We start from the raw sequence: 25,027 nt of genomic DNA, 5'->3' as shown, positions 1-25,027 counted from the left end.
TCCAGGACATGCCAAAGGCCCCGGATTCCTTTCGGAACCCGGGGCCTAAAACCGTCTAGCGCCGTGGCGCTAAACGGCGATCAACGTGAAGTAGTGGACTACTACTTGGTGATCTTGGTAACGCGACCAGCGCCGACGGTGCGGCCACCCTCACGGATAGCGAAGCGCAGGCCCTCGTCCATTGCGACCGGCTGGATCAGGGTGACGGACATGTCAACGTTGTCGCCCGGCATAACCATCTCGGTGCCCTCCGGCAGCTTAACAACACCGGTAACGTCGGTGGTGCGGAAGTAGAACTGCGGACGGTAGTTGTCGAAGAACGGGGTGTGGCGGCCGCCCTCGTCCTTGGACAGAACGTAGACGGAGCCCTCGAACTCGGTGTGCGGGGTGTACTCGCCCGGCTTAGCAACGATCTGACCACGCTCAACGTCCTCGCGCTTCAGACCACGCAGCAGCAGTGCAGCGTTGTCGCCAGCCTCTGCGGTGTCCAGCAGCTTGTTGAACATCTCGATGGAGGTAACGGTGGTCTTCTGGGACTTCTCGCGGATACCCAGGATCTCAACCTCATCGTTCAGGTTCAGAACGCCACGCTCAACACGGCCGGTAACAACGGTACCGCGACCGGTGATGGTGAAGATGTCCTCAACCGGCATCAGGAACGGCTTGTCGGTCTCGCGCTCCGGATCCGGGATGGCGTCGTCACAAGCCTGCATCAGCTCGAGAATCTGCTTGCCCCACTTCTCGTCGCCCTCCAGGGCCTTCAGAGCGGAGATGTGAACAACCGGAGCTTCCTCGTCGAACTCCTGCTCGGCCAACAGCTCGCGAACCTCCATCTCGACGAGCTCCAGCAGCTCCTCATCGTCAACCATGTCGCACTTGTTCAGTGCAACCAGGATGTACGGAACGCCGACCTGGCGCGCCAGCAGAACGTGCTCGCGGGTCTGCGGCATCGGGCCATCGGTTGCAGCAACAACCAGGATAGCGCCGTCCATCTGAGCAGCACCGGTGATCATGTTCTTGATGTAGTCAGCGTGGCCCGGAGCGTCAACGTGAGCGTAGTGGCGCTTCTCGGTCTCGTACTCAACGTGGGAGATGTTGATCGTGATGCCACGCTCCTTCTCCTCCGGCGCCTTATCGATGGCGTCGAAAGCGAAGGACTTGTTGGCCTCGGGGAATGCGTCAGCCAGAACCTTGGTGATCGCGGCAGTGGTGGTGGTCTTGCCGTGGTCGACGTGACCAATGGTGCCGATGTTTACGTGCGGCTTGGAACGCTCGAACTTAGCCTTCGCCACTTTGTGTCCTCCTGGACTGCTCGGTGGCTACGACTCTCGCAGCCACATTAACTTTTTGTTGCCAACCAGCTGCTTCCCCGCAGTTTGCGAGTCGCCCACTGGCTAGTTTTTCTTACTTCTTGCCGAATATCAGATTATCCGTGTAACGAACCTCTCTGCCTCGACATTGTGCTTCGAGGCCAGTCGCGCTACACGCGAACTGGGTAACGGCCAGCACACCGCATCCTACGTCACTTTACCCATCTAGAAAAATTAGCCCCTGCAAGCGATGCGAAAACCCACGAACATTGGGGTAAAGGCTCGCCTGTGGCCAGTCATAGCCACGAAAGCTGGTTATCTATTTGGTTATTTATTGACGCAGGGCTACGCCGTGCTGACCCCTACCCCGCAAGGCCCCGGACCCGTGCCGCCCCCTTGCAGGCGCCCAATCGAGTGGGCGCCCCAGGGAGCGCGACAAAAGCTACGAAACCTTGCTGGGGCTTGGCTTAAAGGGCTAAGCCAAGGGTTAGGCCTGGCCGCCAGTGCGCTCCGCGATGATCTCGGATGCGACGTTGGTCGGAACCTCGCCGTAGGAATCGAAAATCATGGAGAAGTTTGCACGGCCGGCGGTGCGGGAACGCAGGTCGCCGATGTAGCCGAACATCTCGGACAGCGGCACCTTGGCCTTGACGATCTTGGCGCCAGCGCGGTCGTCCATGGAGGAAACCTGGCCACGGCGAGAGTTGATGTCGCCGATGACGTCGCCCATGTACTCCTCAGGCGTGATGACCTCAACAGCCATCAGCGGCTCCAGCAGAACCGGCTTTGCCTTAGCAACGGCCTCCTTCAGAGCCTGAGAGCCGGCCAGCTTGAAGGCCATCTCGGAGGAGTCGACCTCGTGGTAAGCACCATCCAGCAGGGTGGCCTTGATGTTCACCAGCGGGAAGCCCGCCAGGTAGCCGTACTGCATAGCGTCCTGAATACCAGCGTCGACGGACGGGATGTACTCCTTCGGCACGCGGCCACCGGTGACCTCGTTGACGAACTCGTAGGTCTCCTCGGAGCCCTCCTCCGGCTGGTACGGCTCGATCGCGACGATAACGCGAGCGAACTGACCGGAACCACCAGTCTGCTTCTTGTGGGTGTACTCCAGCTTCTCCACCGGCTTGCGGATGGTCTCGCGGTAAGCAACCTGCGGGTTACCGATGTTTGCCTCGACCTTGAACTCACGCTTCATACGGTCCACCAGGACGTCCAGGTGCAGCTCGCCCATACCGCCGATAACGGTCTGGCCGGTCTCCTCGTCCAGCTTCACGGTGAAGGTCGGGTCCTCTTCTGCCAGCTTCTGGATAGCGGTACCCAGCTTCTCCTGGTCAGACTTGGTCTTCGGCTCGATGGCCACCTCGATAACCGGATCCGGGAAGTCCATGGACTCCAGGATCACCGGATCCTGTGCGTCACACAGGGTGTCGCCCGTGGTCGTATCCTTCAGACCGATGAAGGCGTAGATGTGGCCCGCGGAAGCGCGGTCCACCGGCTGCTCCTTGTTGGAGTGCATCTGGAACAGCTTGCCGATGCGCTCCTTCTTGTCCTTCGTGGAGTTGGTGACCTGCGCACCGGACTCAACGGAGCCGGAGTAAACGCGGACGTAGGTCAGCTTGCCGAAGAACGGGTGTACGGCAACCTTGAAGGCCAGAGCGGAGAACGGCTCGTCCTTGGACGGCTTGCGCAGCTTCTCGGCCTCCGGATCCTTCGGATCGTGGCCGACGATGGAACCAACGTCCATCGGGTTCGGCAGGAAGTCGATCACAGCGTCCAGCATCGGCTGGATACCCTTGTTCTTGTAAGCGGAGCCACAGTACACCGGGTAGACCTCGGAGTTGACGGTCAGCTTACGGATCTGAGCTTTCAGCTCGTCGAGGGTGATTTCCTCACCGGCGAAGTAGCGCTCCATGAGCTCCTCGTCGGACTCTGCAACGGTCTCGATGAGCTTCTCGCGGTACTCCTCGGCCTTGTCCTTCAGATCCTCCGGGATGTCCTCGTAGGTCGGCTCTGCACCGATCTCGACCTTGCCGCGCCAGGTAACTGCACGCATGTTCAACAGGTCGACGATGCCGTCGAAGTCGTCCTCGGCACCGATCGGCAGGGCCATTACCAGCGGCTTTGCACCCAGGCGATCGACAATGGTCTGCACGGTGTAGTAGAAGTCAGCGCCCAGCTTGTCCATCTTGTTGACGAAGCAGATACGCGGAACGTCGTACTTGGTTGCCTGGCGCCAGACCTGCTCGGACTGCGGCTCCACGCCCTCCTTGGCGTCGAACACAGCAACCGCACCATCCAGGACACGCAGGGAACGCTCCACCTCAACGGTGAAGTCCACGTGACCCGGGGTGTCGATGATGTTGATCTGGTTACCTTCCCAGAAGCAGGTGGTAGCTGCGGAAGTAATCGTAATTCCGCGCTCCTTCTCCTGGTCCATCCAGTCCATCGTGGAAGCGCCATCGTGGGTCTCACCGATCTTACGGTTAATACCGGTGTAGAAGAGGATGCGCTCCGTGGTGGTGGTCTTACCAGCATCGATGTGCGCCATGATGCCGATGTTGCGGACCTTCTTCAGGTCGGTCAACGCTTCAAGTGCCACTGGGTTACCCCGCTCATTTCGTTGTTGAGCGACTTGGCTGGAACTTCCATGTTGTTCACATTGATGTTTTGAAGTGCTTTCAAAAGCCCCGCAAGCCGCAGGCGATTATGTACTCGTTCTATTGTGCCAGCTTTGCGCCGTCACGTCGCGTCGAGGGGTCTATTGACGCCATCGCGCGCTAGATAAAACTATAGCCCCACTACCCTTTTATGAAGTTGGGCGGCGAGGCTATAGGAATGCTGTTACCAGCGGTAGTGGGCGAAGGCGCGGTTGGCCTCTGCCATCTTGTGAGTGTCTTCGCGACGCTTCACGGAAGCACCCAGGCCGTTGGATGCATCCAGGATCTCGTTGGCAAGACGCTCGGTCATGGTGTTCTCACGACGCTGACGGGTGAAGGTCACCAGCCAACGCAGTGCCAGGGTGGTGGAACGGCCGGGGCGAACCTCAACCGGAACCTGGTAGGTTGCGCCACCAACACGGCGGGAGCGAACCTCAAGAGCCGGCTTGACGTTGTCGAGTGCCTTCTTCAGGGTGAGGATCGGATCGGTGCCGGTCTTCTCGCGGCACTGCTCCAGTGCGCCGTAGACGATGCGCTCTGCGGTGGACTTCTTACCGTCAAGGAGAACCTTGTTGACCAGCTGGGAGACGAGAACGTCGCCGTATACTGGATCCTTGACTAGCTGTCGGGAAGGTGCTGGACCCTTACGTGGCATTGTTTACTTCTCCTTCTTAGCGCCGTAGCGGGAACGTGCCTGCTTGCGGTCCTTAACACCCTGGGTGTCGAGGGAACCACGCACGATCTTGTAACGAACACCCGGGAGGTCCTTCACACGACCACCGCGGACGAGCACCATGGAGTGCTCCTGCAGGTTGTGGCCCTCACCGGGGATGTAAGCGGAAACCTCGATACCGGAGGTCAGGCGAACACGAGCGACCTTACGCAGTGCGGAGTTCGGCTTCTTCGGGGTGGTGGTGTACACGCGGGTGCACACGCCACGGCGCTGCGGGGAGCCCTTCAGCGCAGCAGTGGCAACCTTCGTGCTCTTGTCGTGACGGCCCTTGCGGACCAGCTGCTGAATAGTTGGCATAGATGAACTTTCTTTCGGTTCTTTTCGGCGCAGTATCGCAACGCGGCCGCCTCGGCGGCGACTGCTCTGCGGTTTGAGCATCTGTAGCGTGGGAATCTCAAAGGATGCGCACACACGAAAAATAAGGGGCTCTTCCTTACGGGGCCTCTTCCGTGGTGTATCACCCCACGTATCTACGTGGAGATCCCTGCATCGCACCCCAGCTGCACAACCAGCCTTCGAGCATCCGTCGGTTTCGGGCCAATCCGAACCTCGGTTGTTCTAGGGCCGCCACTGCACCAGTGGAGACAATACAATCTACGGGGAGGAGTTTAGTGCACTTTGTGCCAGCTACCAAATCCCATTTTCTTAAACGCACTGGCCTACAATCATCCCGATGTTTCCTTACCCGTTCGACCTTGCGTCCATCGGCGAGGGGCTACCCGCCGCCGAGCTGCTCCCCCGAATTCCCCAACGCGGCCCTTTGGTGGTGGAAGCACCGCCGGGAACTGGTAAGACAACCCTCGTCCCGCCCGCGCTGTCCAATATTCTGGCGCGCACAGCCGACGAAGCCACGGGAGAGCCCCCGACCACCCCGACCATCCCGCCGAAAGTTCTGGTCACCGCACCTCGTCGCGTGGCCGTCCGCGCCGCCGCCCGGCGCCTCGCCCACCTCGACGGCTCCCGCGTAGGCGACCGCGTCGGCTATAGCATCCGCGGCGAACACCACCCCGGCAGGCTCGTGGAATTCGTCACCCCCGGCGTGCTACTCAATCGCCTCTTGGCCGACCCTGCCTTGGAAGGCGTGGGGGCGGTTCTCATCGATGAGGTCCACGAGCGCCAATTGGACTCCGACCTTGTATTGGCCATGTGCCAGGAGGTCGCACTGCTGCGCGAAGGCGACCCCGTCGGAGAGCTTTACCTCTGCGCCATGTCCGCCACCGTGGATACGCAGAAGCTCGCGGAATACATGGGTGCGCAGGTTGTATTCACCCCGGCGGTCACCCATCCCCTGGACATCTCATACCACCCACACCCCGAGCGCGCCCAGGGCTCACCGGCTTTCTACCGGCACGTTGCGGACCTTGCCCTCCAGGTACACACAAGCAGGCGCGAATCCGGCCACCCAGACCACCGCACGCTCGTTTTCGTTCCGGGCCGCAAGGAAATCGACTGGGTCTGCTCGCATCTTCCGGGTTCGGCTCCCCTCCACGGCGGCCTGACCTCTCGCGAGCAGGATGCTGCACTTACCGGCGGCTCCCCCATCGTCGTCGCCACCTCCATCGCCGAGTCCTCCCTCACTGTCCCCGGCGTCCACGCGGTGGTCGATGCCGGTCTATCTCGTACACCCCGTCGCGACCAAGCGCGGGGCATGACGGGCCTAGTCACCGTGTCTACGTCCAAGGCCAGCGCCGACCAGCGCGCTGGTCGTGCCGGTCGCCTCGGTCCCGGGCAGGTCTACCGCGCCTATTCCGCAGCCGACTACTCACACTTTGCGCCGGACATCACCCCGGAAATCCTCTCTTCAGACCTCGTCGCCGCCACCCTCACGCTCGCTGCTTGGGGCTCCCCCGATATTTCTCTTCTAGACGCCCCTCCGGCCGCAACTCTCACCGATGCCCACAAGGAACTACGCGCTCTAGGTGCGCTGGACGGGAACGGCGCGATTACTGAGATGGGCCAGAAGTTGGCCCGCATCCCCGCCGACCCGCGCCTGGGGGCGGCTCTGTTGGCGCACGGCTCTGGTGCCGCCGAGGTGGTCGCCGCCCTTTCGATCGGCCTACAGGGGGATCTGGCCGAGGCGCAACCCGCGGCAGCCGAGGTGCGTCGCTTCGCGCGGATGGTGGACGACCACGGCCCGGCCACTCCCGGCGAGGTTGTAGCCTCCTCATACCCGGACCGCGTGGCGAAGCTGATGGAAGCCAGCGACGGCAGTGGAAACAGAGGCAACAGCGGCAGCAGCCAAGCCTCCGAGTACCTGCTGGCCTCCGGCACCCGCGCCACCCTCGCGCCGGAGCTACGCCGCCCGCTCGGCGGGTCCGAATGGTTGGCAGTGGCGGAAGTGCAGCTGGGTCGCACTCCCCTGATCCGCGCGGCTGCCCGGCTGACGCAACCGGATATGTCGCAGGCTCAAGAAAACATCACCGCGCACGTATCCGACGGCAAGCTACGCGCCCGGCGCACCCGCCACCTCGGAGCCATCGAGCTATCCAGCACTCCAGTTTCCGTCAGCCAGCTGGGCGAAGAAGAGAAAGCCCAAGCGGTCGCAGCCTTGGCTGCCGAGGGCTTGGGTTGGATGCGGATGACGGAGGGGGCGTCCAGAATGAAAGAGCGAGTCGACTACCTCCGCGAGCAGCTCGGCGAACCGTGGCCGGACCTAGCGGCAGGCGACTACACCCCCGAGGCCGAGCGGGTCGTGGCGGGCGAAAGAATCGCCGACATCGACGCGTATCAGGCGATCATGCGCCAACTGCCGTGGCCCGAGGCAGGGCGAATGAACGAGCTCGCGCCGGAACGACTGGAAGTACCCAGCGGATCAGCTCCGAAGGTTCACTACGAAACCGGGCGGCCGATTGTGCGCGTTAAGCTGCAGGAATGCTTCGGGCTGGCGGAATCCCCCACTATCGCGGGGCAGAAAGTTCTGTTTCACCTACTATCGCCAGCGGGCCGTGAGCTAGCCGTCACCGACGACTTGAAGAGTTTTTGGAACGGCCCCTACCAGGGCGTGCGTAAGGACATGCGGGGGCGCTACCCGAAGCACCCGTGGCCGGAAGACCCGTGGTCGGCTACGGCAACGAAGAAAACAAAGCGGGCGCTGGAGAACTAGCGCGCAGGCCAGAAGTATTGGTTCTAGCGGCGCTTGCTGCCGAAGGTCTTAGTGAAGTTCAAGCCCCGGATCGGGGTGTGGATCGTAACGGAACGGCGACCATCGGCGCGCTGCGTAATGCGCATCGGCCCTAGGCGGGTGGAGCCACCCACACCGCCCGACGAGGTGTTCACACGAAACGGACCGAAGTTCTTGGAGTTGCGAAACATCATACCCATGCAGCACATCATAGAGCACTGACGATAATGCGCTGCCGGCGACGGGCATGAAAAAGCGGGCGCCCCCTTACGGAAGGAGAATCGCCCGCTTAAATAGTGAACTGGCAAACCCGCAGCGCAGCCAGTCCGGGGATCCTAATGGGTTACATCAGATCCATGTCGTCCAGCGGCACGGCAGCACCGGTGAACTCGCCGTAAGTGTCGTCGGCGTAGAAGCCATCGCCGAAGGAAGACGGCAGGGAGTAGGCCGCTGCACGGGCCTCCTCCGTCGGCTCCACACTGATGTTGCGGTAGCGGGAAATACCGGTACCGGCCGGGATCAGCTTACCGATGATCACGTTTTCCTTCAGACCAATCAGCTTGTCAGAACGCTTGTTGATGGCAGCATCCGTGAGCACGCGGGTGGTCTCCTGGAACGAGGCGGCGGACAGCCAGGACTCGGTGGCCAGGGAGGCCTTCGTGATACCCATGATCTCGGCGCGAACCTCCACCGGGCGGCCGCCGGTCTTGACGGCCTCCTTGGACGCAGCCACTGCATCGGCGTGGTCCACCAGGGAGCCCGGCAGGAACTCAGTCGAGCCAGAGTCAATGACGGTCACGCGGCGCAGCATCTGGCGCACGATGATCTCGATGTGCTTGTCGTGGATGGCCACACCCTGATCGCGGTAAACCTTCTGGACCTCGTTGATCAGGTGCTGCTGCACGCCACGGCGGCCCAGCACGCGCAGAACCTCGTGCGGATCCGCAGCGCCCTTCAGCAGCTGCTGGCCCATCTTCACGTGGTCGCCGTCGCGGATCGGGCGCTCCACGCCACCGCTACCCAGCGTAGCCAGGCCCTGGCGCTTGGACAGCTTCTCGTAGACCACATCGTCGGAGCCATCGTCCGGCTCGATGGTGAGGGTGAAGAAGTTGTCGTCGTCCTCGATGCGCACCTTGCCGTCCACCGACGCAATCGGGGACTTCGCCTTCGGCACGCGTGCCTCGAACAGCTCCTGAACACGCGGCAGACCACCGGTAATGTCGCCACCGACACCACCCAGGTGGAACGTACGCATCGTCAGCTGGGTACCCGGCTCACCAATGGACTGGGCGGCGACGATGCCGACGGCCTCGCCGATCTCCACCTTCTTGCCGGTCGCCATAGAGCGGCCGTAGCACGTGGAGCACACGCCGGTGTTGGTGGCACAGGTCATCACGGAGCGGACCTTTACCTCCTCCACGCCAGCGTTCAGGAGGGTCTTCAGCTCGCCCTCGCCAATGACATTGCCCGCGGCGACGATAACGTTGCCGTCGGAGGCGGTGGCGTCGCTAGCCAGGTAACGACCCAGAACAGACGTCTCAACGAAGTCTGCCGGGGTGTAGTCGCCGGTCGGCTTGCCCTCGGCATCCAGAACCGGAACGGCGACGGGCATAACGGCGCCCTGCTTGGTGCCGCAGTCGTCCTCGCGCACGATGACGTCCTGCGCCACGTCCACCAGACGACGGGTCAGGTAACCCGAGTCCGCGGTACGCAGAGCGGTATCGGCCAGGCCCTTACGGGAACCGTGGGAGTTGTTGAAGTACTCGAGCACGGACAGGCCTTCGCGGAAGGAGGTCTTAATCGGACGGGTGATGTACTCACCGCGCGAGTTCGTAACCATGCCCTTCATGCCGGCCAGGGTCCAGATCTGACGCATGTTACCGGCAGCACCCGACTTCACGATCATCGGAATCGGGTTGTCGTCCGGGTACAGGTCCTCGACGGACTGACCAACGAAGTCGGTGGCTTCCTTCCAGAGGTCCACCAGGGACTGGTAGCGCTCGGCCTCGTTGATCTTGCCGCGAGCCAGCTTCTTCTCGATAACGCGGGCCTTGGCCTCGTAGCTATCCAGGACTTCCTGCTTGTTCGGCAGCACCAGCACGTCGTGCATGGTGATGGTCACGCCGGAGCGGGTTGCCCAGTAGAAACCGGCATCCTTCAGCTTGTCCACCGTCTGCGCAACGGTGATCATCGGGTACTTCGCCGCGAGGTCGTTAATGACGGCGGCCTGTGGCTTCTTCGCCATGACGCCCTCTGCGTATGGGTAGTTCCACGGCAGCAGCTCGTTGAACAGCACGCGACCCAGGGTGGTCTTCGCGAGCCAGGTCTGGCCGCGCTGCCAACCATCCGGGAACAGCTCAGACTCGATCTCCTCGGTCGGGCGCAGGTGGTTGATGCGCACGTGGATCGGAGCCTGCAGGCCCAGTACGCCACGGTCGTAAGCCATGATGGCTTCGGCCAGGGAGGAGTACACGCCCTGCGCCGGACCATCCGCGGTGGCCGGTGCGTAGGCACCCTGGCCGCCGAGCTCATCCGGCTTCTTCAGCAGGGTCAGGTAGTACAGGCCGGTCACCATGTCCAGACGCGGCATAGCCAGGGGCTTACCGGAGGCCGGGGACAGAATGTTGTTGGAAGCCAGCATCAGGATGCGAGCCTCCGCCTGCGCCTCGGCGCTCAGCGGCAGGTGAACCGCCATCTGGTCACCGTCAAAGTCGGCGTTGAAGGCCTCACAAGCCAGAGGGTGCAGCTGGATGGCCTTACCCTCGACCAGGATCGGCTCGAAGGCCTGGATGCCCAGGCGGTGCAGGGTAGGTGCACGGTTGAGCATCACCGGGTGCTCGGCGATGGCCTCTTCCAGCACGTCCCACACCTCGGGACGCTGACGCTCCACCATGCGCTTTGCGGACTTGATGTTCTGCGCGTAGGACTTCTCTACCAGGCGCTTCATCACGAACGGCTTGAACAGCTCTAGAGCCATCAGCTTCGGCAGACCACACTGGTGCAGCTTCAGTTGCGGACCGACGATAATCACGGAACGACCGGAGTAGTCCACGCGCTTACCCAGCAGGTTCTGGCGGAAGCGGCCCTGCTTACCCTTCAGCAGGTCGGACAGGGACTTCAGCGGGCGGTTGCCCGGGCCAGTGACGGGGCGGCCACGGCGGCCGTTGTCGAACAGCGCGTCCACAGACTCCTGCAGCATGCGCTTCTCGTTGTTCACGATGATCTCGGGAGCACCGAGGTCCAGCATGCGCTTCAGGCGGTTGTTGCGGTTAATCACGCGGCGGTACAGGTCGTTCAGGTCGGAGGTCGCGAAGCGGCCACCGTCCAGCTGCACCATTGGGCGCAGCTCCGGCGGGATAACCGGGATGCAGTCCAGAACCATGCCGGCCGGGTCGTTACCGGAACGCAGGAACGCGGCGACGACCTTCAGGCGCTTCAGAGCGCGCAGCTTCTTCTGGCCCTTGCCGTCGCGGATAACCTCGCGCAGGGACTCGGCCTCGGCTTCGAGGTCGAAGCTGCGGATCAGCGTCTGGATGGCCTCTGCACCCATGCCGCCGGTGAAGTAGTCCTCGTAGCGGTCGACCAGCTCGTTGTAGATGTTCTCATCCACAATCATCTGCTTCGGAGCCAGCTTGACGAAGGTGTTCCAGATCTCGTCCAGGCGATCGATCTCACGCTCGGCGCGCTCGCGGATGTGGCGCATCTCGCGGTCGGCTGCGCTCTGCACCTTCTTCTTGGCATCGTTCTTAGCGCCCGCTGCCTCGAGCTCGGCCAGGTCGTCCTCGAGAGTCTTGGCACGGTCGGCCAGCTCCGCATCGCGTTCCTGTTCGACCTCCTTCTTCTCCAACAGCATCTCTGCTTCCAGGGTGGACTGGTCGTTGTGGCGACCTTCCTCGTCGACAGAGGTGATGATGTTGGCGGCGAAGTAGATGATCTTTTCCAGATCCTTCGGAGCCAGGTCCAGCAGGTAGCCCAGACGAGAAGGCACGCCCTTGAAGTACCAGATGTGGGTGACGGGAGCGGCCAGTTCGATGTGGCCCATGCGCTCACGGCGGACCTTGGACTTGGTCACCTCAACGCCACAGCGCTCACAGATGATGCCCTTGTAGCGCACGCGCTTGTACTTGCCACAGCCACACTCCCAGTCGCGGGTGGGGCCGAAAATGCGCTCGCAGAACAGGCCGTCCTTCTCCGGCTTCAGGGTGCGGTAGTTAATGGTTTCAGGCTTCTTGACCTCGCCACGGGACCAACGACGGATGTCATCAGCGGTCGCTAGTCCGATGCGAAGCTCATCGAAAAAGTTGACGTCCAGCACGTGGACTTCCTTTCCCCTCCTCTTGGCGGAGGGCTTTGGGTAGTTGCGGCGCTTAGCTGTGTTGTTTGTCGGGCTCAAGCGCCGAAAGTACGGCGAATGTACGAAAGTCAGATGTTTAGGGTCGTCAACGCCCTAGCTGACATCCATGTCAGCATCCGGACGCTCGTCACGGGACAGGTTGATGCCCAGAGCCGCGTTAGCGTTCTCCAGCTCATCGTCATCGTCAGAGGACAGCTCCATCGGAGTACCGTCAGCGGCCAGAACCTCAACGTTCAGGCACAGCGACTGCAGCTCCTTCAGAAGAACCTTGAAGGACTCCGGGATGCCAGGATCCGGAATGTTCTCGCCCTTCACGATCGCCTCGTACACCTTCACACGGCCAACCACGTCATCGGACTTAATGGTCAGGAGCTCCTGCAGGGTGTAGGCGGCACCGTATGCCTGCATTGCCCACACCTCCATCTCACCGAAGCGCTGGCCACCGAACTGTGCCTTACCACCCAGCGGCTGCTGGGTAATCATGGAGTAAGGACCAGTGGAACGGGCGTGAATCTTCTCGTCAACCAGGTGGTGGAGCTTCAACATGTACATGTAGCCCACGGAAACCGGGTACGGGAAGGGCTCGCCAGAGCGGCCGTCAATCAGGTTGGACTTACCGAAGTCGTCGACCTGGCGCTCGCCGTCGCGGTTAGGCAGCGAGGAACGCAGCAGGCCGGACAGCTCTGCGTTGGAAGCACCGTCGAACACCGGGGTGGCGGTCAGAGAATCCGCCGGAACGTCGTACAGCTCCTCCGGCAGGGTCTCCAGCATCTTCTGGATCTTCGGATCCTGGGAGTCGGTATCGACCTTCCAGCCAGCCTTGGCCAGCCAGCCCAGGTGCACCTCCAGAACCTGACCAATGTTCATACGACGCGGCACACCGTGGGTGTTCAGGATGATGTCGATCGGAGTACCGTCCGGCAGGAACGGCATATCCTCCTGCGGCAGGATCTTGCCCACGACACCCTTGTTGCCGTGGCGGCCTGCGAGCTTATCGCCGTCCTGGATCTTGCGCTTCTGGGCGACGTAGACGCGGACCATCTCGTTAACGCCAGCGGCCAGGTCGTCGTCGTCCTCACGGGAGAACACGCGAACGCCGATGACCTTACCGGTCTCGCCGTGTGGAACCTTCATGGAGGTATCGCGAACCTCGCGGGCCTTCTCGCCAAAGATGGCGCGCAGCAGTCGCTCTTCCGGAGTCAGCTCGGTCTCACCCTTAGGGGTGACCTTACCAACCAGGATGTCGCCATCGCGGACGTCGGCGCCGATGCGGACGATACCGCGGTCGTCGAGGTCTGCCAGCACGTCTTCGCCCACGTTAGGAATGTCGCGGGTGATCTCCTCCGGACCCAGCTTGGTGTCGCGGGCGTCGATCTCGTACTCCTCGATGTGGATCGAGGTCAGAACGTCTTCCTCAACCATGCGCTGGTTCAGGATGATGGCGTCCTCGTAGTTGTGGCCCTCCCACGGCATGAATGCGACCAGCAGGTTCTTACCCAGCGCCATCTCACCGTTGTCGGTACCCGGTCCGTCAGCCAGAACCTGGCCGGCCTCCACGCGGTCGCCCTCATCGACGAGCGGCTTCTGGTTGTAGCAGGTGCCCTGGTTGGTGCGCTCGAACTTGCGCAGCACGAAGGTATCGCGCACGCCCTCGTCATCCATGACGGTGATGTAGTCAGCGGAGACGTACTCAACCACGCCAGCCTTCGGCGCGATAATCATGTCGCCGGCGTCGTACGCAGCGCGCAGCTCCATACCGGTACCCACGAACGGGGACTCGGAACGCAGCAGCGGCACAGCCTGACGCTGCATGTTGGCACCCATCAGTGCACGGTTAGCATCGTCGTGCTCGAGGAACGGAATCATCGCGGTTGCCACGGAAACCATCTGTCGCGGCGAAACGTCCATGTAGTCCACCTCGGTGTACGGGACGACCTCCACGTCGCCGCCGCGCAGGCGAACCTCAATACGATCCTCGGTGAACCGGTGATTCTCGTCGAACGGGGTGTTCGCCTGAGCAATCACGTGGCGGTCCTCTTCGTCCGCGGTGAAGTAGTAGACCTCATCGGTGATCTGTCCGTCCACGACCTTGCGGTACGGAGTCTCGATGAAGCCGAACGGGTTAACGCGTGCGTAAGAGGACAGCGAACCGATCAGACCAATGTTCGGACCCTCAGGAGTCTCAATCGGGCACATGCGGCCGTAGTGGGACGGGTGAACGTCTCGAACTTCCAGTCCCGCACGCTCACGGGACAGGCCGCCTGGACCCAGCGCAGACAGACGGCGCTTGTGGGTCAGTCCGGACAGGGAGTTGTTCTGGTCCAAGAACTGCGACAGCTGGGAGGTGCCGAAGAACTCGCGGATCGCCGCGGAAACCGGGCGTACGTTAATCAGGGAGGTCGGGGTGATGGATTCCGCATCCTGGGTGGTCATGCGCTCGCGCACAACACGCTCCATGCGGGACAGACCCACGCGAACCTGGTTCTGAATCAGCTCGCCGACGGTACGCAGACGACGGTTGCCGAAGTGGTCGATGTCGTCGGTATCGATCGGGATCTCGGTGCCGTCCGGGGAAGTCATGGACTTCTCACCGGCGTGCAGGCGCACCAGGTACTCGATGGTGGTCAGGATGTCCTCTTCCGTGAGGATCATCACACCGTCGGTGTCGCCACCCAGACCCAGCTTGCGATTGACCTTGTAGCGGCCAACCTTGGCCAGGTCGTAGCGCTTCGGCTTGAAGAAGGAGTTCTCCAGCAGAGCCTGCGCAGAGTCGCGCGTCGGGGACTCGCCCGGGCGCTGCTTGCGGTAGATCTCCAGTAGAGCCTCATCGGTGTTATCCACACCGTCCTTCTCGAGGGTAGACATCATCAGCTCGGAGAAGCCGAAGCGATCGGTGATCTCCTGCGTGGTCAGACCCAGTGCCTTCAGCAGGACGGTAACCGGCTGGCGGCGCTTACGGTCGATGCGCACGCCAACGGTGTCTCGCTTATCAACGTCGAACTCCAGCCACGCACCGCGAGAAGGGATCACCTTCACAGAGTGCAGCGGACGCTCGGTGGATGCGTCGATGGAAGCGTCGAAATACACGCCCGGGGAACGGACGAGCTGGGAAACAACGACACGCTCGGTGCCATTGATGATGAACGTGCCCTTGTCGGTCATCATCGGGAAGTCACCGATGAAGACGGTCTGGGACTTGATCTCACCGGACATAGAGTTGGTGAATTCCGCGGTCACATACAGCGGTGCCGCGTAGTTAATGTCCTTATCCTTCGCCTCGTCGATGGTGGACTTCACGTCATCGAAGCGGGGCTCGGACAGGGTGAGGGACATGTTCTCGGAGTAATCCTCAATCGGAGATAGCTCCTCGAGGATCTCCTCAAGTCCGCTCATGATGCGGACATCCTCCCCTGCCTCTGCTTGGGCGCGGGCACGCCACTCGGGCGTACCGACGAGCCAAGCGAAGGACTCTCGTTGGAGGTCAAGAAGGCCTGGAACCTCAATCGGAGCATCGATCTTCGCAAAGCTGTGTCGCTGCGGAGCTCCGGGAATTCCGGCCACTGAGCTGGTCTGGCGGGAGACTGCCAAGATGGGTCCTTCCAGCACAACATCGGTCGGCACTACGTGGTGGAGCTGTAGTGCGCGGTCGTAATTGTGTGTGTACGGTCTCGTGATGGTCGATTTAGTTGGATTTTCCCTGCCAAACTATCCCCACGCAGAAACGACTAAACGACCTTGTCAAATGGCCTTTTTGGCACGTTTGGCAAAGTCTGCTTTGGGCGTAATGTCTTCACATCACTTCTGCGTAGCTTTGTAGTCGTTTCGTTGTAGCGGATAGCTCAACAAATCAAATCCAGCGCAACGAACTATCCTATAGCATCGATGCGCAGTTGTCTAGGCTTCTTCTGGGATCTCTCCTACGGCCTCGCGGTCACCCTCACGCTCGGCCTTCAGCCCGGCCCGCCGCTTCACGCGGAGCCACAGAACCAACACCACGGATGCTGCTGCCACAATAACACCCGCAACAATCAATGCAACTCCCCATTTGTCGGTGTTGCGCTGGCCGCTAACTTCCATGGCCTGGTCCAGCATCGACTGGGTTACACTCTGCGGGGTCTTCCCGTGGAACTTCAACAGGTTCTGTACGTCCTTACCGGAGCTATCGCGGTACGTATCCTTCACCTTCTCCTCCACACTCACCAGCAAGCCAGATGCCGGCTCCACGGTCAGTTCGCGCCACCCCTCGTGGTATAGCTGTGCACGCTGCGGCTTCCCATCTTCGCCTTCCACGGTGATGGTGTTGCGGATTCCCGCGTACTCCTTTGCCACCGACGTAGCCGGGATCTCTTGGCGGAACACATACAGCTCATGCTCGTGGCCGTCCGCGGTGGTCACATTGCGCGTACCGGTGAACTCCGCAGGTAATGCGCGACGAAGCGTCATATCGAAGTAGTCGTAGGAGCGCTGCTCGGTTCCCTGAGGGAACTTGGCCCAGTATCCCGCGATCTCGCCGTCGGTGGCGGGAGTAGCAGGGGTATCCGATACCTTGGCGCCTCCCTTCGCCTCACCCGAGCGGCGATCCACGGTGAAGCTCCAGACCTGCGCCTCCAGCAGCGACTCCAAATCGTCCTCAACGTCGGTGCGGGCGGTGGTCACGCCTACGCGCGCACTGGCTTCTTCCTCGGTGGCGGGCTCTTCCAGTGTGATTTTGAACTGCCGGTTGACCGGCGCCGTCAACTCCTTTTTGCCGTCCGGCCCTTGGTAGTTTGGCCCGATCTCGGCGGCAGGATCGTGCAAAGTGATCGTCGTCGCGGCCAGGTCTAGCGGCACGGCCTTCTCGTTCGATACGACCTTGGGGAGCATGACGCCCACAGTGATCAGCGCTACCCCAATCAGTGCACCAAGTGCACCCAGGATGTAGGGACCCTTGCCGGAGCTCTTTCGGTTTGTCACTTTTCTGCCACCATCTGCGTTTTAGTCGGTTCGTAGTCACCCTAGCGTAGCAAGACAACAAAAAACCGCCGAGAACCACAGAACGTGATTCCCGGCGGCTTGGTTCACCTCTACATTCGGCGCTAGGCCAAAGCGAGGTAAGTAAGACGAGCTTACTTGAGGGAGACCTTTGCGCCAGCCTCTTCCAGCTTGGTCTTAGCAGCCTCAGCGTCGTCCTTGGAAGCAGCCTCGAGGATAGCCTTCGGAGCACCCTCAACCAGCTCCTTAGCCTCCTTCAGACCCAGGCCGGAGACGATCTCGCGGACAACCTTAATAACGCCGATCTTCTTAGCGCCTGCGTCCTCCAGAACGACGTCGAACTCGTCCTTCTCCTCAGCAGCAGCGCCGCCCTCAGCGCCCGGAGCAGCAGCAACGGCAGCAACCGGAGCAGCAGCGGTGACGTCGAAGACCTCTTCGAATTCCTTAACGAACTCAGACAGTTCGATGAGGGTCATTTCCTTGAAAGCCTCGATGAGCTCGTCCTTGGTGAGCTTAGCCATAATGGCATCCTTTCGTAGTTGCGCCGGTGAGCCAGAATATGTTGGCGGCCCGGCCGGCAAATTGTTTTATGTCTTATGTAAGTGGGGAGGGAACTTACTGTTCCTTCTTCTCCTGCAGTGCAGCGGCCAGGCGTGCAACCTGGGATGCTGGTGCGTTGAACAGGCCTGCGGCCTTTGCCAAGGAACCCTGCATGGCACCGGCCAGCTTGGCCAGCGTGGTTTCGCGATTGTCCAGCTCGGCGATTGCCTCAACCTGAGCTGCATCAATCGTGGCACCGTCCATGTAGCCACCCTTGATCACGAAGTTCTTGTGATCCTTGCTGAAGTCCTTCATGGCCTTCGCAGCGTCCACGGCCTCGCCGCTAACGAATGCGATTGCGGTCGGACCGGTCAGCAGGGACTCATCAAGCTCAATGCCGGCTTCGCGTGCAGCCAGCTTGATCATGGTGTTCTTGGCGACGGAGTAGGTAACTTCCGAACCCAGAGCGCGACGCAGCTCGGTGGTCTCAGCCACGGACAGGCCACGGTACTCGGTCAACAGAGTGGACTGAGCCTGCTCGAAGCGTGCCTTGAGCTCTTCCAGCGAAGCGGTGTTCTTCGGATTAGCCATACTCTCGCCTCCTTCCTGATGTTTACGGTGTACGTTTTACGCAGTACGTCCACCGACGATCATTGTTTGAAGGGCAACACTGTACATAAACGACAAAGCGCCTCGCGTTTCCGGCGTTATACGCAAGAAACACAAGGCGCATTCGTAGGATCCCCGGCCTACAAAAGGCTGGAATCCGATCCGAACGTCTATCGTGTTACCTGCGTGGGCCGTCATCTATGACGATGATCCTTCAATCTCCTGCCCACTCGCTCCCCGCGAAAGGGGTCGAACGGACGGTGATGACCGACGGTCTTCGGTGAAAACTTGACGTTGCTGATCTCGTTGTTGATCTAGTCAAACTTCCTCGAAAGAGGTTACACCCCTCCTCAACGCTTCTCCAAATCGCCGTTGTGCTTGTCTTATGACGCCACCCTGCACCCCAAAAAATCTTTCGTTTACAAAAGTGGGGTTAGCAGTTTGATTACCCTTGGGGTTTATGGACGCATTCATTCCTAAGTTCCTTTCCAGTCTGCTGCGCGACAATCCACTGCCGGAGGGCGTCAATAAATGGGACACACCCCTGGACGGTGCAACGCCGACGGTGTTGATCCACGGCACGTGGCTCAACGCATACAACACGTGGGACTACGTGGCGAAGAAGCTCATCGCCGCAGGCCATCCAGTGTTTGCGGTGAATTACGGCAAAGACCGCTCGGCGTTCGTGGGCAAGGCCGCGGGCGTGTACGCGAACAACTTCCTTCGCACCTCGCAGGAAGAGGTGGCGGCCTTCATCGACGAAGTGATCGAGCGCACGGGGGCTAGCAAAGTTAATCTGGTTGGGCACTCGCAGGGCGTGGCGCAAGCCCGCCTGTACCTCTCCGATTCTGGTGGTGCAGACCGCGCAGACGTGGCGCGCAACAAAGTGGATCGCCTAGTGGGCGTGGGTCCGGCGCACCACGGCACTACCCTGTCGGGCGTATCTACGCTGGCAGAGCGGGTGGACCCCCACAATAAGTCCGCCGGATTCTTGGAAAAACTGCTGGGTGGGGCTGCGATCGACCAGCGTGTGGGTAGCGAGTTTGGCGAGCACCTGAACCGTGAGGGGGATACCACTCCAGGGGTGGACTACACGATGATCACCGCAAAGTACGACGGCATTGCCACGCCCCGGTTGAAGCAGGTGATGGTTGCCGGCGAGGGCGCGCGGGTGCGCAATTTAAGCGTTCAGGACGACAACCCGTTTGATCTGTCCGGCCACTTGGCGATGCTGTATTCGCCGCGCGTGGCGGATCTGATTCTCGAAGCGCTGGAGCCGGGCGAGGATGGCCCGGCTACCTACCGGGCCGCCCACCCGCTACGGCGCGGGGTGGTTCTGCCGATGATGGGCGAGTTCCGGATGAGGAGGCGGCGAGGCTAGGCCTGCTTGCCCGGCCCTTCCTGCGGACCGTCCCAGGGCTCTTCCGCGTAGGCCTGTTCTGCGCGGTCGCGGCTGATCTCGCGGTACGCCTGCAGCAGCTGCAGAGTGTGGGCGCGCTGCATGTTGCGAGCTGCGACGAAGAAAAGCAGTGCCCCGCCGAGCAGCCCCATCAGGCCCAACCCCAGCAGGAATCCGGTGGTCCAACCACCGCCGGTAAGGGAATCCAGGAAGGACTGGGTAGCAGTTTTCTTGGTATCCACATTCTGTGCACCGTCGGAGTGCGCGGGTGCTGCGTGAGCGTTCTGCTGCCCCTGGGCAGCGTTGATACGGCGGATGCCACCACCACCGACCTCGCCCTCGGCTGTGCGGGCTGTGTCGGCTGGGTCGGCTGTGTCGGCTGTGTCGGCTGGGTCGGCTGGGTCGGCTGCGCCACCTAGGTCACTTGAATCACCTGCGGTGTCTGCGACATCCGCTCCGCCATCAACGACCTCGCCGGATCCGCCGCCGGCAACAGCGCCACCGGTTCCGCCGGAAGTCGCACCCGAGGAATCGGATGTATCTGCGGACGAGGCGCTCGCACCCCCACCGGAAGCTCCAGCAGAGCTTGTCGTATCGGCGGAGTTCGCACTTTCACCGCTCTGGCCTCCACCGCTCTGGCCTCCAGAGCCGGTACCAGAGCCGGTTCCAGGGCTAGTTTCTGCGGCGCCGGAAGGCCCCGCGCTCGTCCCGCTGTCGGCGGGCTTTTGTGGCGCCTGCACGTTTCCGCGCAGTGCCTCGATACCGCCGACGATCTGATCCATGTACTTGCCGAACTTAGCGTTCTCGCTGTCCAGGTGTTTCTGTAGATCCTGCAGCTCTTCCAGACCGGTTTTTACTCCGGCGTTATCGCCGCACGAATCCTTGATGACGAAAAATGTCTCCAGTTCCTTGTCGAATTTCTCACCGCTTACCGTGGTTCCCTCGTAGCGGAACACCACCCGATACGCTCCCGGCTTGGTAAAGAAGAAGGCCTGGTGGTTGTGCGCTCCGACGGAGTAATGGAGCTTGTTCTCACGGTGCTCGGAATCCAGACGCAGGTGGCTTTCTATGCCTGTATCTTCCAGAGTCACCATTCGCCCCGGGCCTTCAAAGTCCTTAATGGAAAGGTCCACGCCCTGAGCCGCCGAGTTCAGATGCTCGGTAGAAAATCCCAACCATGGGACGTCCGGGTTCTCCTGCTGTGCCTGCGGGAGTGCGTATGCAGTCTCCCCCAGTTCCTCCTGGTAAGCCTCCGGAATTCTTACTTTCGCCTTCGGGCTGTTGACCAAGAACACGAAACTGCCGGACTCACGTTCCTGCACATTCGCGGGGTCAGCGCCGTCCTTCAGGAAGGTGTGCGGATCCGAGTCTGATTCATCCGTCGTACCCACTCCCAAATCCATGTGCCCCTTGGGAATCACAGCGCGCTCGGATCCCTGCCCCTCACCGAAGGCATCGTTGACCTCGCTGCGGACCTCGTCGTCGGAGATCTCCTGCGGGGCTTCGCACGTCGGCGCGGGCTTGTCGGTGCCATCGCTCGGATCTTCCTCGTCGCCTGGCGTTTCATTCTCGCCTGGCTGCTCGGGCTCTTCAGGCTGCTCAGGCTCTTCAGGTTGATCTTGATCTCCCGGATTACCCGGTTCCAGCGGCGCGATCGGATTCTCGATCTCGTTCAACCCCGTGGTCGTGCCCTCCGGCAGACCAACCTGTTTATCGCTACCAACCAGCCAACGGATGGTACGCTCTGCAGATTTTACGGTGGAGCCGTCCTTCTTCTTTACGTCCCAGGCCATCGTCATTTGGTAGACGCCGGGCTTAGAGAACGTCCAGTTGAAGTGTCCGTGACCGCCGACCTCGTAGTCGTAGTCCTTCAGGCCTTCCTTCGTGGACAGCATCCGCTCCGGCGTGGGGGTGCCGGAGTTGCGGAAGAAGACCTCCATGTCGCCGGGGCCGGAGAACTTCTTCATGTGGAAGTGGACATCCGACTCGGCGAAATCTGTCGGCACCTCGATCTCGTGTGCCGGATCAAAGGCACCCAGACCTGCCCAAATTGGGCGCCACTGAGAGCTGAAATCTACGGTCTGCGGGGCGTTCCACAGCACAGTGCCAGGCTTGCCGAGGAAGCTCAGTGCCTTGTTCTTCGGCACCTTGATGCGCGAGACCTCCTTGCCACCGATCGCGTCGGGCGCCAGCCTCAGACAGACGTCACCGGCGGGCACGGGTTGCTGCCCATCGACCACCATCACGTCCGGCTTGCCCTTGTTATACGTGCCGTACACCGCATCCACGTGCGCCTTGTACAGCAGTTTTCTGCCCGCGCACACATGGGCTTTCCCGGTTGCCGGATCCTTAACGTCCTTGCCGACGGTCGGTCCGTCGCTAGTCGTTCCGGGCTTATGCCCTGTCGGTGTTGCTTGCGCACGCTGCAACACCTCGGCGGTGCGGTGGTCACTGATTAGTGGTGACGCCGCATTCCAGGCGCCGGCCACCACCGTTAGCACCAGCACACCCAATACCGCCAGGGTGGACTTGGCTGCCCACATCATCCGTTCGGCCTTATTCTGGCTGCGCTTGAGCTCTGCCAGCTGCTGCTTGGCCAGCTGCTGTGTGAGGTCATGCTTATTCTGCATCAGTAGCTACCACCTGTGAGGGTTCGTTGGATTGCTTGGCGGCACGAATCGGCGTCGCCACAAAGAAAGAAAAGAGGAAAACAACGGTGAGAACCAGGACGATCGTCGCGCCTGTGGGTACGTCGATGGCCCACGAGACATACACACCGACGAAGGAACCGACCATGCCTATCACGGCACTCAGGATCATCATCACGACCAGGCGATCCGTCCACAGTCGCGCGGTTGCGGCCGGGGTGATGAGCAGCGCGAGAACCAGGATGTTGCCGACAGTGCGCACCGACATCACCACGGCGGCGGTGACCGCAAGGTAGAGCACAACGTCGATCAACAGCACACGGATTCCCATAGCGGCGGCCGTCTCTCGATCTACGGAGACCGCGACGATCTCCTTGTGCAGCGCCGCTACGGCCACGATCACGACGGCACCGACGACAGCGCTGAAAATAATGTCCTCGTTTGACACACCCGTGATGGAGCCGAACAAGAAACTATTCAAGCTGGCCGTGTAGCCCTGCACCTTCGAGATCACGACCAACCCCAAGGCGAAGGCGGCGGCGAAGAAGATGCCGATGATCGTGTCTTCCTTCACGCGCCTGCGCTGCGAGAACAGGGCGATCAGCAGGGCAACCACGGCTCCGGCAAGCGCGCCGCCGGCGATCACCGAAAACTGCAAGGCGAAGGCAATGGCCAGGCCCGGGAACACGGCGTGTGCCACGGCATCGCCGATGAATGCCATGCCTCGCAGCACCACGTGAGTACCGATCACCCCACACACCAGAGCGGAGAGAACTGCCACCAGCAGAGCCTTCGGCAGGAAGGCCAGGGCGGGGTTCGTGAGGTCGGCTAGGAACTGAGAGAAAGAAATCACTGGTTTAACCCCACTCCCTTCAACAGCGGCGAATCCGGCCGGACGTCGAAGGTCTCCATCCACGGCTCCGGGCTCTGCAATTGCTCCGGCGAGCCGTCGGCAACCACACGTCCGTTCAACAGCACGAGGCGGTCGCACACGTGCACTGCCTGAGCCAGGTCGTGGGTGACCATCAGAATGCTCATGCCGTCGGCGGCCAGGGACTGGAGGATCTCTACCAGCGCCTCGATGCTGGGGAAATCCATGCCGGTGAAGGGTTCGTCTAGCAGCAGCAGCGTCGGCTCCACAGCCAGGGCGCGGGCCACCAGCACGCGCTGACGCTGCCCGCCGGATAGCTGCCCGATGGGGCGGCCAGCCAAATGCTGCAGGTTCACCCGCTTCAGGGCGTGGGCCGTGGCCGCAAAGTCCGCCCGGCGCGACCGCCGGAACGGGCCGATCAGCCCCGCGCGACCGTTCAGTACCGTATGGCGGACGTCGATGGGATAATCCCACGCGAACTCGTGGCGTTGCGGAACGTACCCTACGCTCGCGGCCTGGATGCTGCCCTTGGTTCGCGGGATCAGCCCTAGGATGCTGCGCATGAGGGTGGTCTTGCCCGCGCCGTTAGGGCCAAGCAGCCCGATGAGCTCGCCGGGGCGCGCCTCGAGGTTCACATCGGTGAGGATCTGCCGCCCGGCGAGCGATACGTTCAAATCCGCTATCTGGAGTGCGGTCACTTCAGCTGGCCCCACAGTTCGTCCTCGATACGCTTGCGCTCCTTGGCGCCCTTGCGCAGGGAAAGGAAGCCAAAGGCCAGCAGCGCGACAACCACCACGCCTATGCCACCCAGGATCCACGGCAGAGCAGAGGAGCTACCGCTGGGCTCCTCCCCGTCGGAGCTAGCGGCATTGGCATCGGCGGAACCATTGGGGCTGGAGTTATTGGTGCCGTCCGAAGATCCCGCGGATTCAGCAGATCCCGCAGCACCCGCCTTCGGCAGCTCGCCTTCCCAACCGGAGTTCTGGGCCTCGGAAGGGTCCACGCCCACGGCGAAGTTCAGTACCTTGGTGGCGGTTTTCTCGGAGCCGTCCTTCATCTTCACGCGCACGCCCATGGCCACGCGGTGCACGCCAGGTTCGGTAAACACCCAGTTGGCATGGGTGTGAGTATTAAGGTCCACCCAGAGATCCTGCGGAGTAGGCTGTGCGGAGTTCCACAGCTCCTGGGGCTTCTCAAACCCACCAGCCTGCAGGAACATGCTCATCTGACCAGGTCCCTGGTGGCCCAGATACTCCATGGTCACACCCCGGTTGGCCTGCGCTATGAGCGCCGGAGACTGCGTGTTCCAGCCCAGCCACGGCACGCCCTGTACTTCGGTCTGCGGTAGTACCCAGACCTCCTGACCTGGCTGCGCGCCGGTGAACTCGTAACCGCCGTCGGAGGGTAGCTGCTGCTTGGCCTTGTCCGAGACGTCGAAGACCACGTCGTCCAGCACGCGCCACACGGGCTTCTCTTCCGCGTCGTCGCGCAGCTGCACGTCCAACTTGCCGCCGTCCAGGCGCATCCCCAGGTCTGCATGGCCATGATCGAACACATGCGGAGTACCGGCCGGGATGTGCTCCTCTTTATCGGTCACGGTCTGCTTTAGGGCGGGATCTTCCTGGGCCACGGCGAAGGGCAGCCCGGCTACCGGCACCCCCGCCACGGCTACTCCCCCGGCCAGCATCACGGCTGCGGCGGGGGTCAGGATGCTCTTGCGCACTGTAACTTTCATGTTGCTCTTCCTCTTGCTGTTTTGTTGTCTGTTGTCTTGCCGTCTATTGTCTGGGTGCCGGTTGTCGTGCAATGTG

General features: G+C 61.6%; 16 protein-coding genes. 2 read left to right on the top strand and 14 right to left on the bottom strand.

The features are described 5' to 3' along the window. Positions 1 to 101 precede the first annotated feature (101 nt). The 4 genes from tuf to rpsL all read right to left on the bottom strand — a co-directional run bounded on the left by tuf (position 102) and on the right by rpsL (position 5,000). On the bottom strand, positions 102 to 1,292 hold the full coding sequence (gene tuf / locus ACKFRT_RS09960; protein ID WP_408925173.1) for an elongation factor Tu: 1,191 nt from the start codon (positions 1,290 to 1,292) through the stop codon (positions 102 to 104). Positions 1,293 to 1,797: 505 nt separating this feature from the next. Then, positions 1,798 to 3,912 (bottom strand): elongation factor G, encoded by a 2,115-nt coding sequence (gene fusA / locus ACKFRT_RS09955; RefSeq protein ID WP_296212635.1) that lies wholly within the window; start codon positions 3,910 to 3,912, stop codon positions 1,798 to 1,800. 242 nt (positions 3,913 to 4,154) lie between these two features. Continuing rightward, a complete protein-coding gene (gene rpsG, locus ACKFRT_RS09950; protein ID WP_005291999.1) occupies positions 4,155 to 4,625 on the bottom strand; it encodes a 30S ribosomal protein S7 in 471 nt (156 codons plus the stop codon). Positions 4,626 to 4,628: 3 nt separating this feature from the next. Further along, positions 4,629 to 5,000 (bottom strand): 30S ribosomal protein S12, encoded by a 372-nt coding sequence (gene rpsL / locus ACKFRT_RS09945; RefSeq protein ID WP_034971062.1) that lies wholly within the window; start codon positions 4,998 to 5,000, stop codon positions 4,629 to 4,631. Between the two features lie 376 nt (positions 5,001 to 5,376). On the opposite strand from rpsL, the gene ACKFRT_RS09940 reads away from it, so the two are divergent. After that, positions 5,377 to 7,806: an ATP-dependent RNA helicase gene (locus ACKFRT_RS09940; RefSeq protein WP_408925172.1), complete on the top strand. Its 2,430-nt coding sequence runs from the start codon at positions 5,377 to 5,379 to the stop codon at positions 7,804 to 7,806. A gap of 23 nt (positions 7,807 to 7,829) precedes the next feature. Here ACKFRT_RS09940 and ACKFRT_RS09935 read toward each other — a convergent pair whose 3' ends face one another. From ACKFRT_RS09935 to rplJ, 6 genes are all read right to left on the bottom strand, one after another. After that, on the bottom strand, positions 7,830 to 8,024 hold the full coding sequence (locus ACKFRT_RS09935; protein WP_296212626.1) for a DUF4236 domain-containing protein: 195 nt from the start codon (positions 8,022 to 8,024) through the stop codon (positions 7,830 to 7,832). 143 nt (positions 8,025 to 8,167) lie between these two features. Next, positions 8,168 to 12,139: a DNA-directed RNA polymerase subunit beta' gene (locus tag ACKFRT_RS09930; protein ID WP_408926100.1), complete on the bottom strand. Its 3,972-nt coding sequence runs from the start codon at positions 12,137 to 12,139 to the stop codon at positions 8,168 to 8,170. A 132-nt stretch (positions 12,140 to 12,271) separates the two neighbouring features. After that, the gene (locus tag ACKFRT_RS09925; RefSeq protein WP_296213143.1) at positions 12,272 to 15,784 is read right to left on the bottom strand and encodes a DNA-directed RNA polymerase subunit beta; all 3,513 of its coding nucleotides are present in this window, start codon (positions 15,782 to 15,784) and stop codon (positions 12,272 to 12,274) included. A 288-nt stretch (positions 15,785 to 16,072) separates the two neighbouring features. Beyond that, positions 16,073 to 17,131, bottom strand: coding sequence for a DUF3068 domain-containing protein (locus tag ACKFRT_RS09920; protein ID WP_408925171.1), 1,059 nt, complete (start codon positions 17,129 to 17,131; stop codon positions 16,073 to 16,075). Positions 17,132 to 17,283: 152 nt separating this feature from the next. Further along, positions 17,284 to 17,670 (bottom strand): 50S ribosomal protein L7/L12, encoded by a 387-nt coding sequence (gene rplL / locus ACKFRT_RS09915; protein ID WP_296212616.1) that lies wholly within the window; start codon positions 17,668 to 17,670, stop codon positions 17,284 to 17,286. A 94-nt stretch (positions 17,671 to 17,764) separates the two neighbouring features. Beyond that, positions 17,765 to 18,280, bottom strand: coding sequence for a 50S ribosomal protein L10 (rplJ, locus tag ACKFRT_RS09910; RefSeq protein ID WP_296212613.1), 516 nt, complete (start codon positions 18,278 to 18,280; stop codon positions 17,765 to 17,767). A gap of 478 nt (positions 18,281 to 18,758) precedes the next feature. Between rplJ and ACKFRT_RS09905 the strand changes: the two genes are divergently transcribed. Beyond that, positions 18,759 to 19,679, top strand: coding sequence for an esterase/lipase family protein (locus ACKFRT_RS09905; protein WP_408925170.1), 921 nt, complete (start codon positions 18,759 to 18,761; stop codon positions 19,677 to 19,679). Here the strand turns inward: ACKFRT_RS09905 and ACKFRT_RS09900 are convergent. From ACKFRT_RS09900 to ACKFRT_RS09885, 4 genes are read right to left on the bottom strand one after another with little or no spacing between them, the layout of a single operon-like run. Next, the gene (locus ACKFRT_RS09900) at positions 19,676 to 22,327 is read right to left on the bottom strand and encodes a choice-of-anchor M domain-containing protein (protein WP_408925169.1); all 2,652 of its coding nucleotides are present in this window, start codon (positions 22,325 to 22,327) and stop codon (positions 19,676 to 19,678) included. The genes ACKFRT_RS09905 and ACKFRT_RS09900 overlap by 4 nt on opposite strands. Next, positions 22,317 to 23,198, bottom strand: a complete 882-nt coding sequence (locus ACKFRT_RS09895) for an anchored repeat-type ABC transporter permease subunit (RefSeq protein ID WP_408925168.1) — start codon at positions 23,196 to 23,198, stop codon at positions 22,317 to 22,319. The genes ACKFRT_RS09900 and ACKFRT_RS09895 overlap by 11 nt, the downstream gene beginning before the upstream one ends. After that, a complete protein-coding gene (locus tag ACKFRT_RS09890; RefSeq protein WP_408925167.1) occupies positions 23,195 to 23,914 on the bottom strand; it encodes an anchored repeat-type ABC transporter ATP-binding subunit in 720 nt (239 codons plus the stop codon). Before ACKFRT_RS09890 ends, ACKFRT_RS09895 begins: the two co-directional genes overlap by 4 nt. After that, a complete protein-coding gene (locus ACKFRT_RS09885) occupies positions 23,911 to 24,951 on the bottom strand; it encodes a choice-of-anchor M domain-containing protein (RefSeq protein WP_408925166.1) in 1,041 nt (346 codons plus the stop codon). Before ACKFRT_RS09885 ends, ACKFRT_RS09890 begins: the two co-directional genes overlap by 4 nt. Between the last annotated feature and the right edge of the window lie 76 nt (positions 24,952 to 25,027).

Origin of the sequence: Corynebacterium jamesii, from assembly GCF_046097395.1 — a bacterium.
Lineage (GTDB): Bacteria > Actinomycetota > Actinomycetes > Mycobacteriales > Mycobacteriaceae > Corynebacterium.
The sequence above is the reverse complement of the archived record's forward strand: the minus strand, read 5'-3'. Positions and strand labels throughout refer to the sequence as shown.

Excerpts from the sequence above, each read along its gene's own strand:
- rpsG (WP_005291999.1), bottom strand. The coding sequence starts at position 4,625 with ATGCCACGTAAGGGTCCAGCACCTTCCCGACAGCTAGTCAAGGATCCA.
- rpsL (WP_034971062.1), bottom strand. The coding sequence starts at position 5,000 with ATGCCAACTATTCAGCAGCTGGTCCGCAAGGGCCGTCACGACAAGAGC.
- ACKFRT_RS09940 (WP_408925172.1), top strand. The coding sequence starts at position 5,377 with ATGTTTCCTTACCCGTTCGACCTTGCGTCCATCGGCGAGGGGCTACCC.
- ACKFRT_RS09935 (WP_296212626.1), bottom strand. The coding sequence starts at position 8,024 with ATGGGTATGATGTTTCGCAACTCCAAGAACTTCGGTCCGTTTCGTGTG.
- rplL (WP_296212616.1), bottom strand. The coding sequence starts at position 17,670 with ATGGCTAAGCTCACCAAGGACGAGCTCATCGAGGCTTTCAAGGAAATG.
- rplJ (WP_296212613.1), bottom strand. The coding sequence starts at position 18,280 with ATGGCTAATCCGAAGAACACCGCTTCGCTGGAAGAGCTCAAGGCACGC.
- ACKFRT_RS09905 (WP_408925170.1), top strand. The coding sequence starts at position 18,759 with ATGGACGCATTCATTCCTAAGTTCCTTTCCAGTCTGCTGCGCGACAAT.
- ACKFRT_RS09900 (WP_408925169.1), bottom strand. The coding sequence starts at position 22,327 with ATGCAGAATAAGCATGACCTCACACAGCAGCTGGCCAAGCAGCAGCTG.
- ACKFRT_RS09885 (WP_408925166.1), bottom strand. The coding sequence starts at position 24,951 with ATGAAAGTTACAGTGCGCAAGAGCATCCTGACCCCCGCCGCAGCCGTG.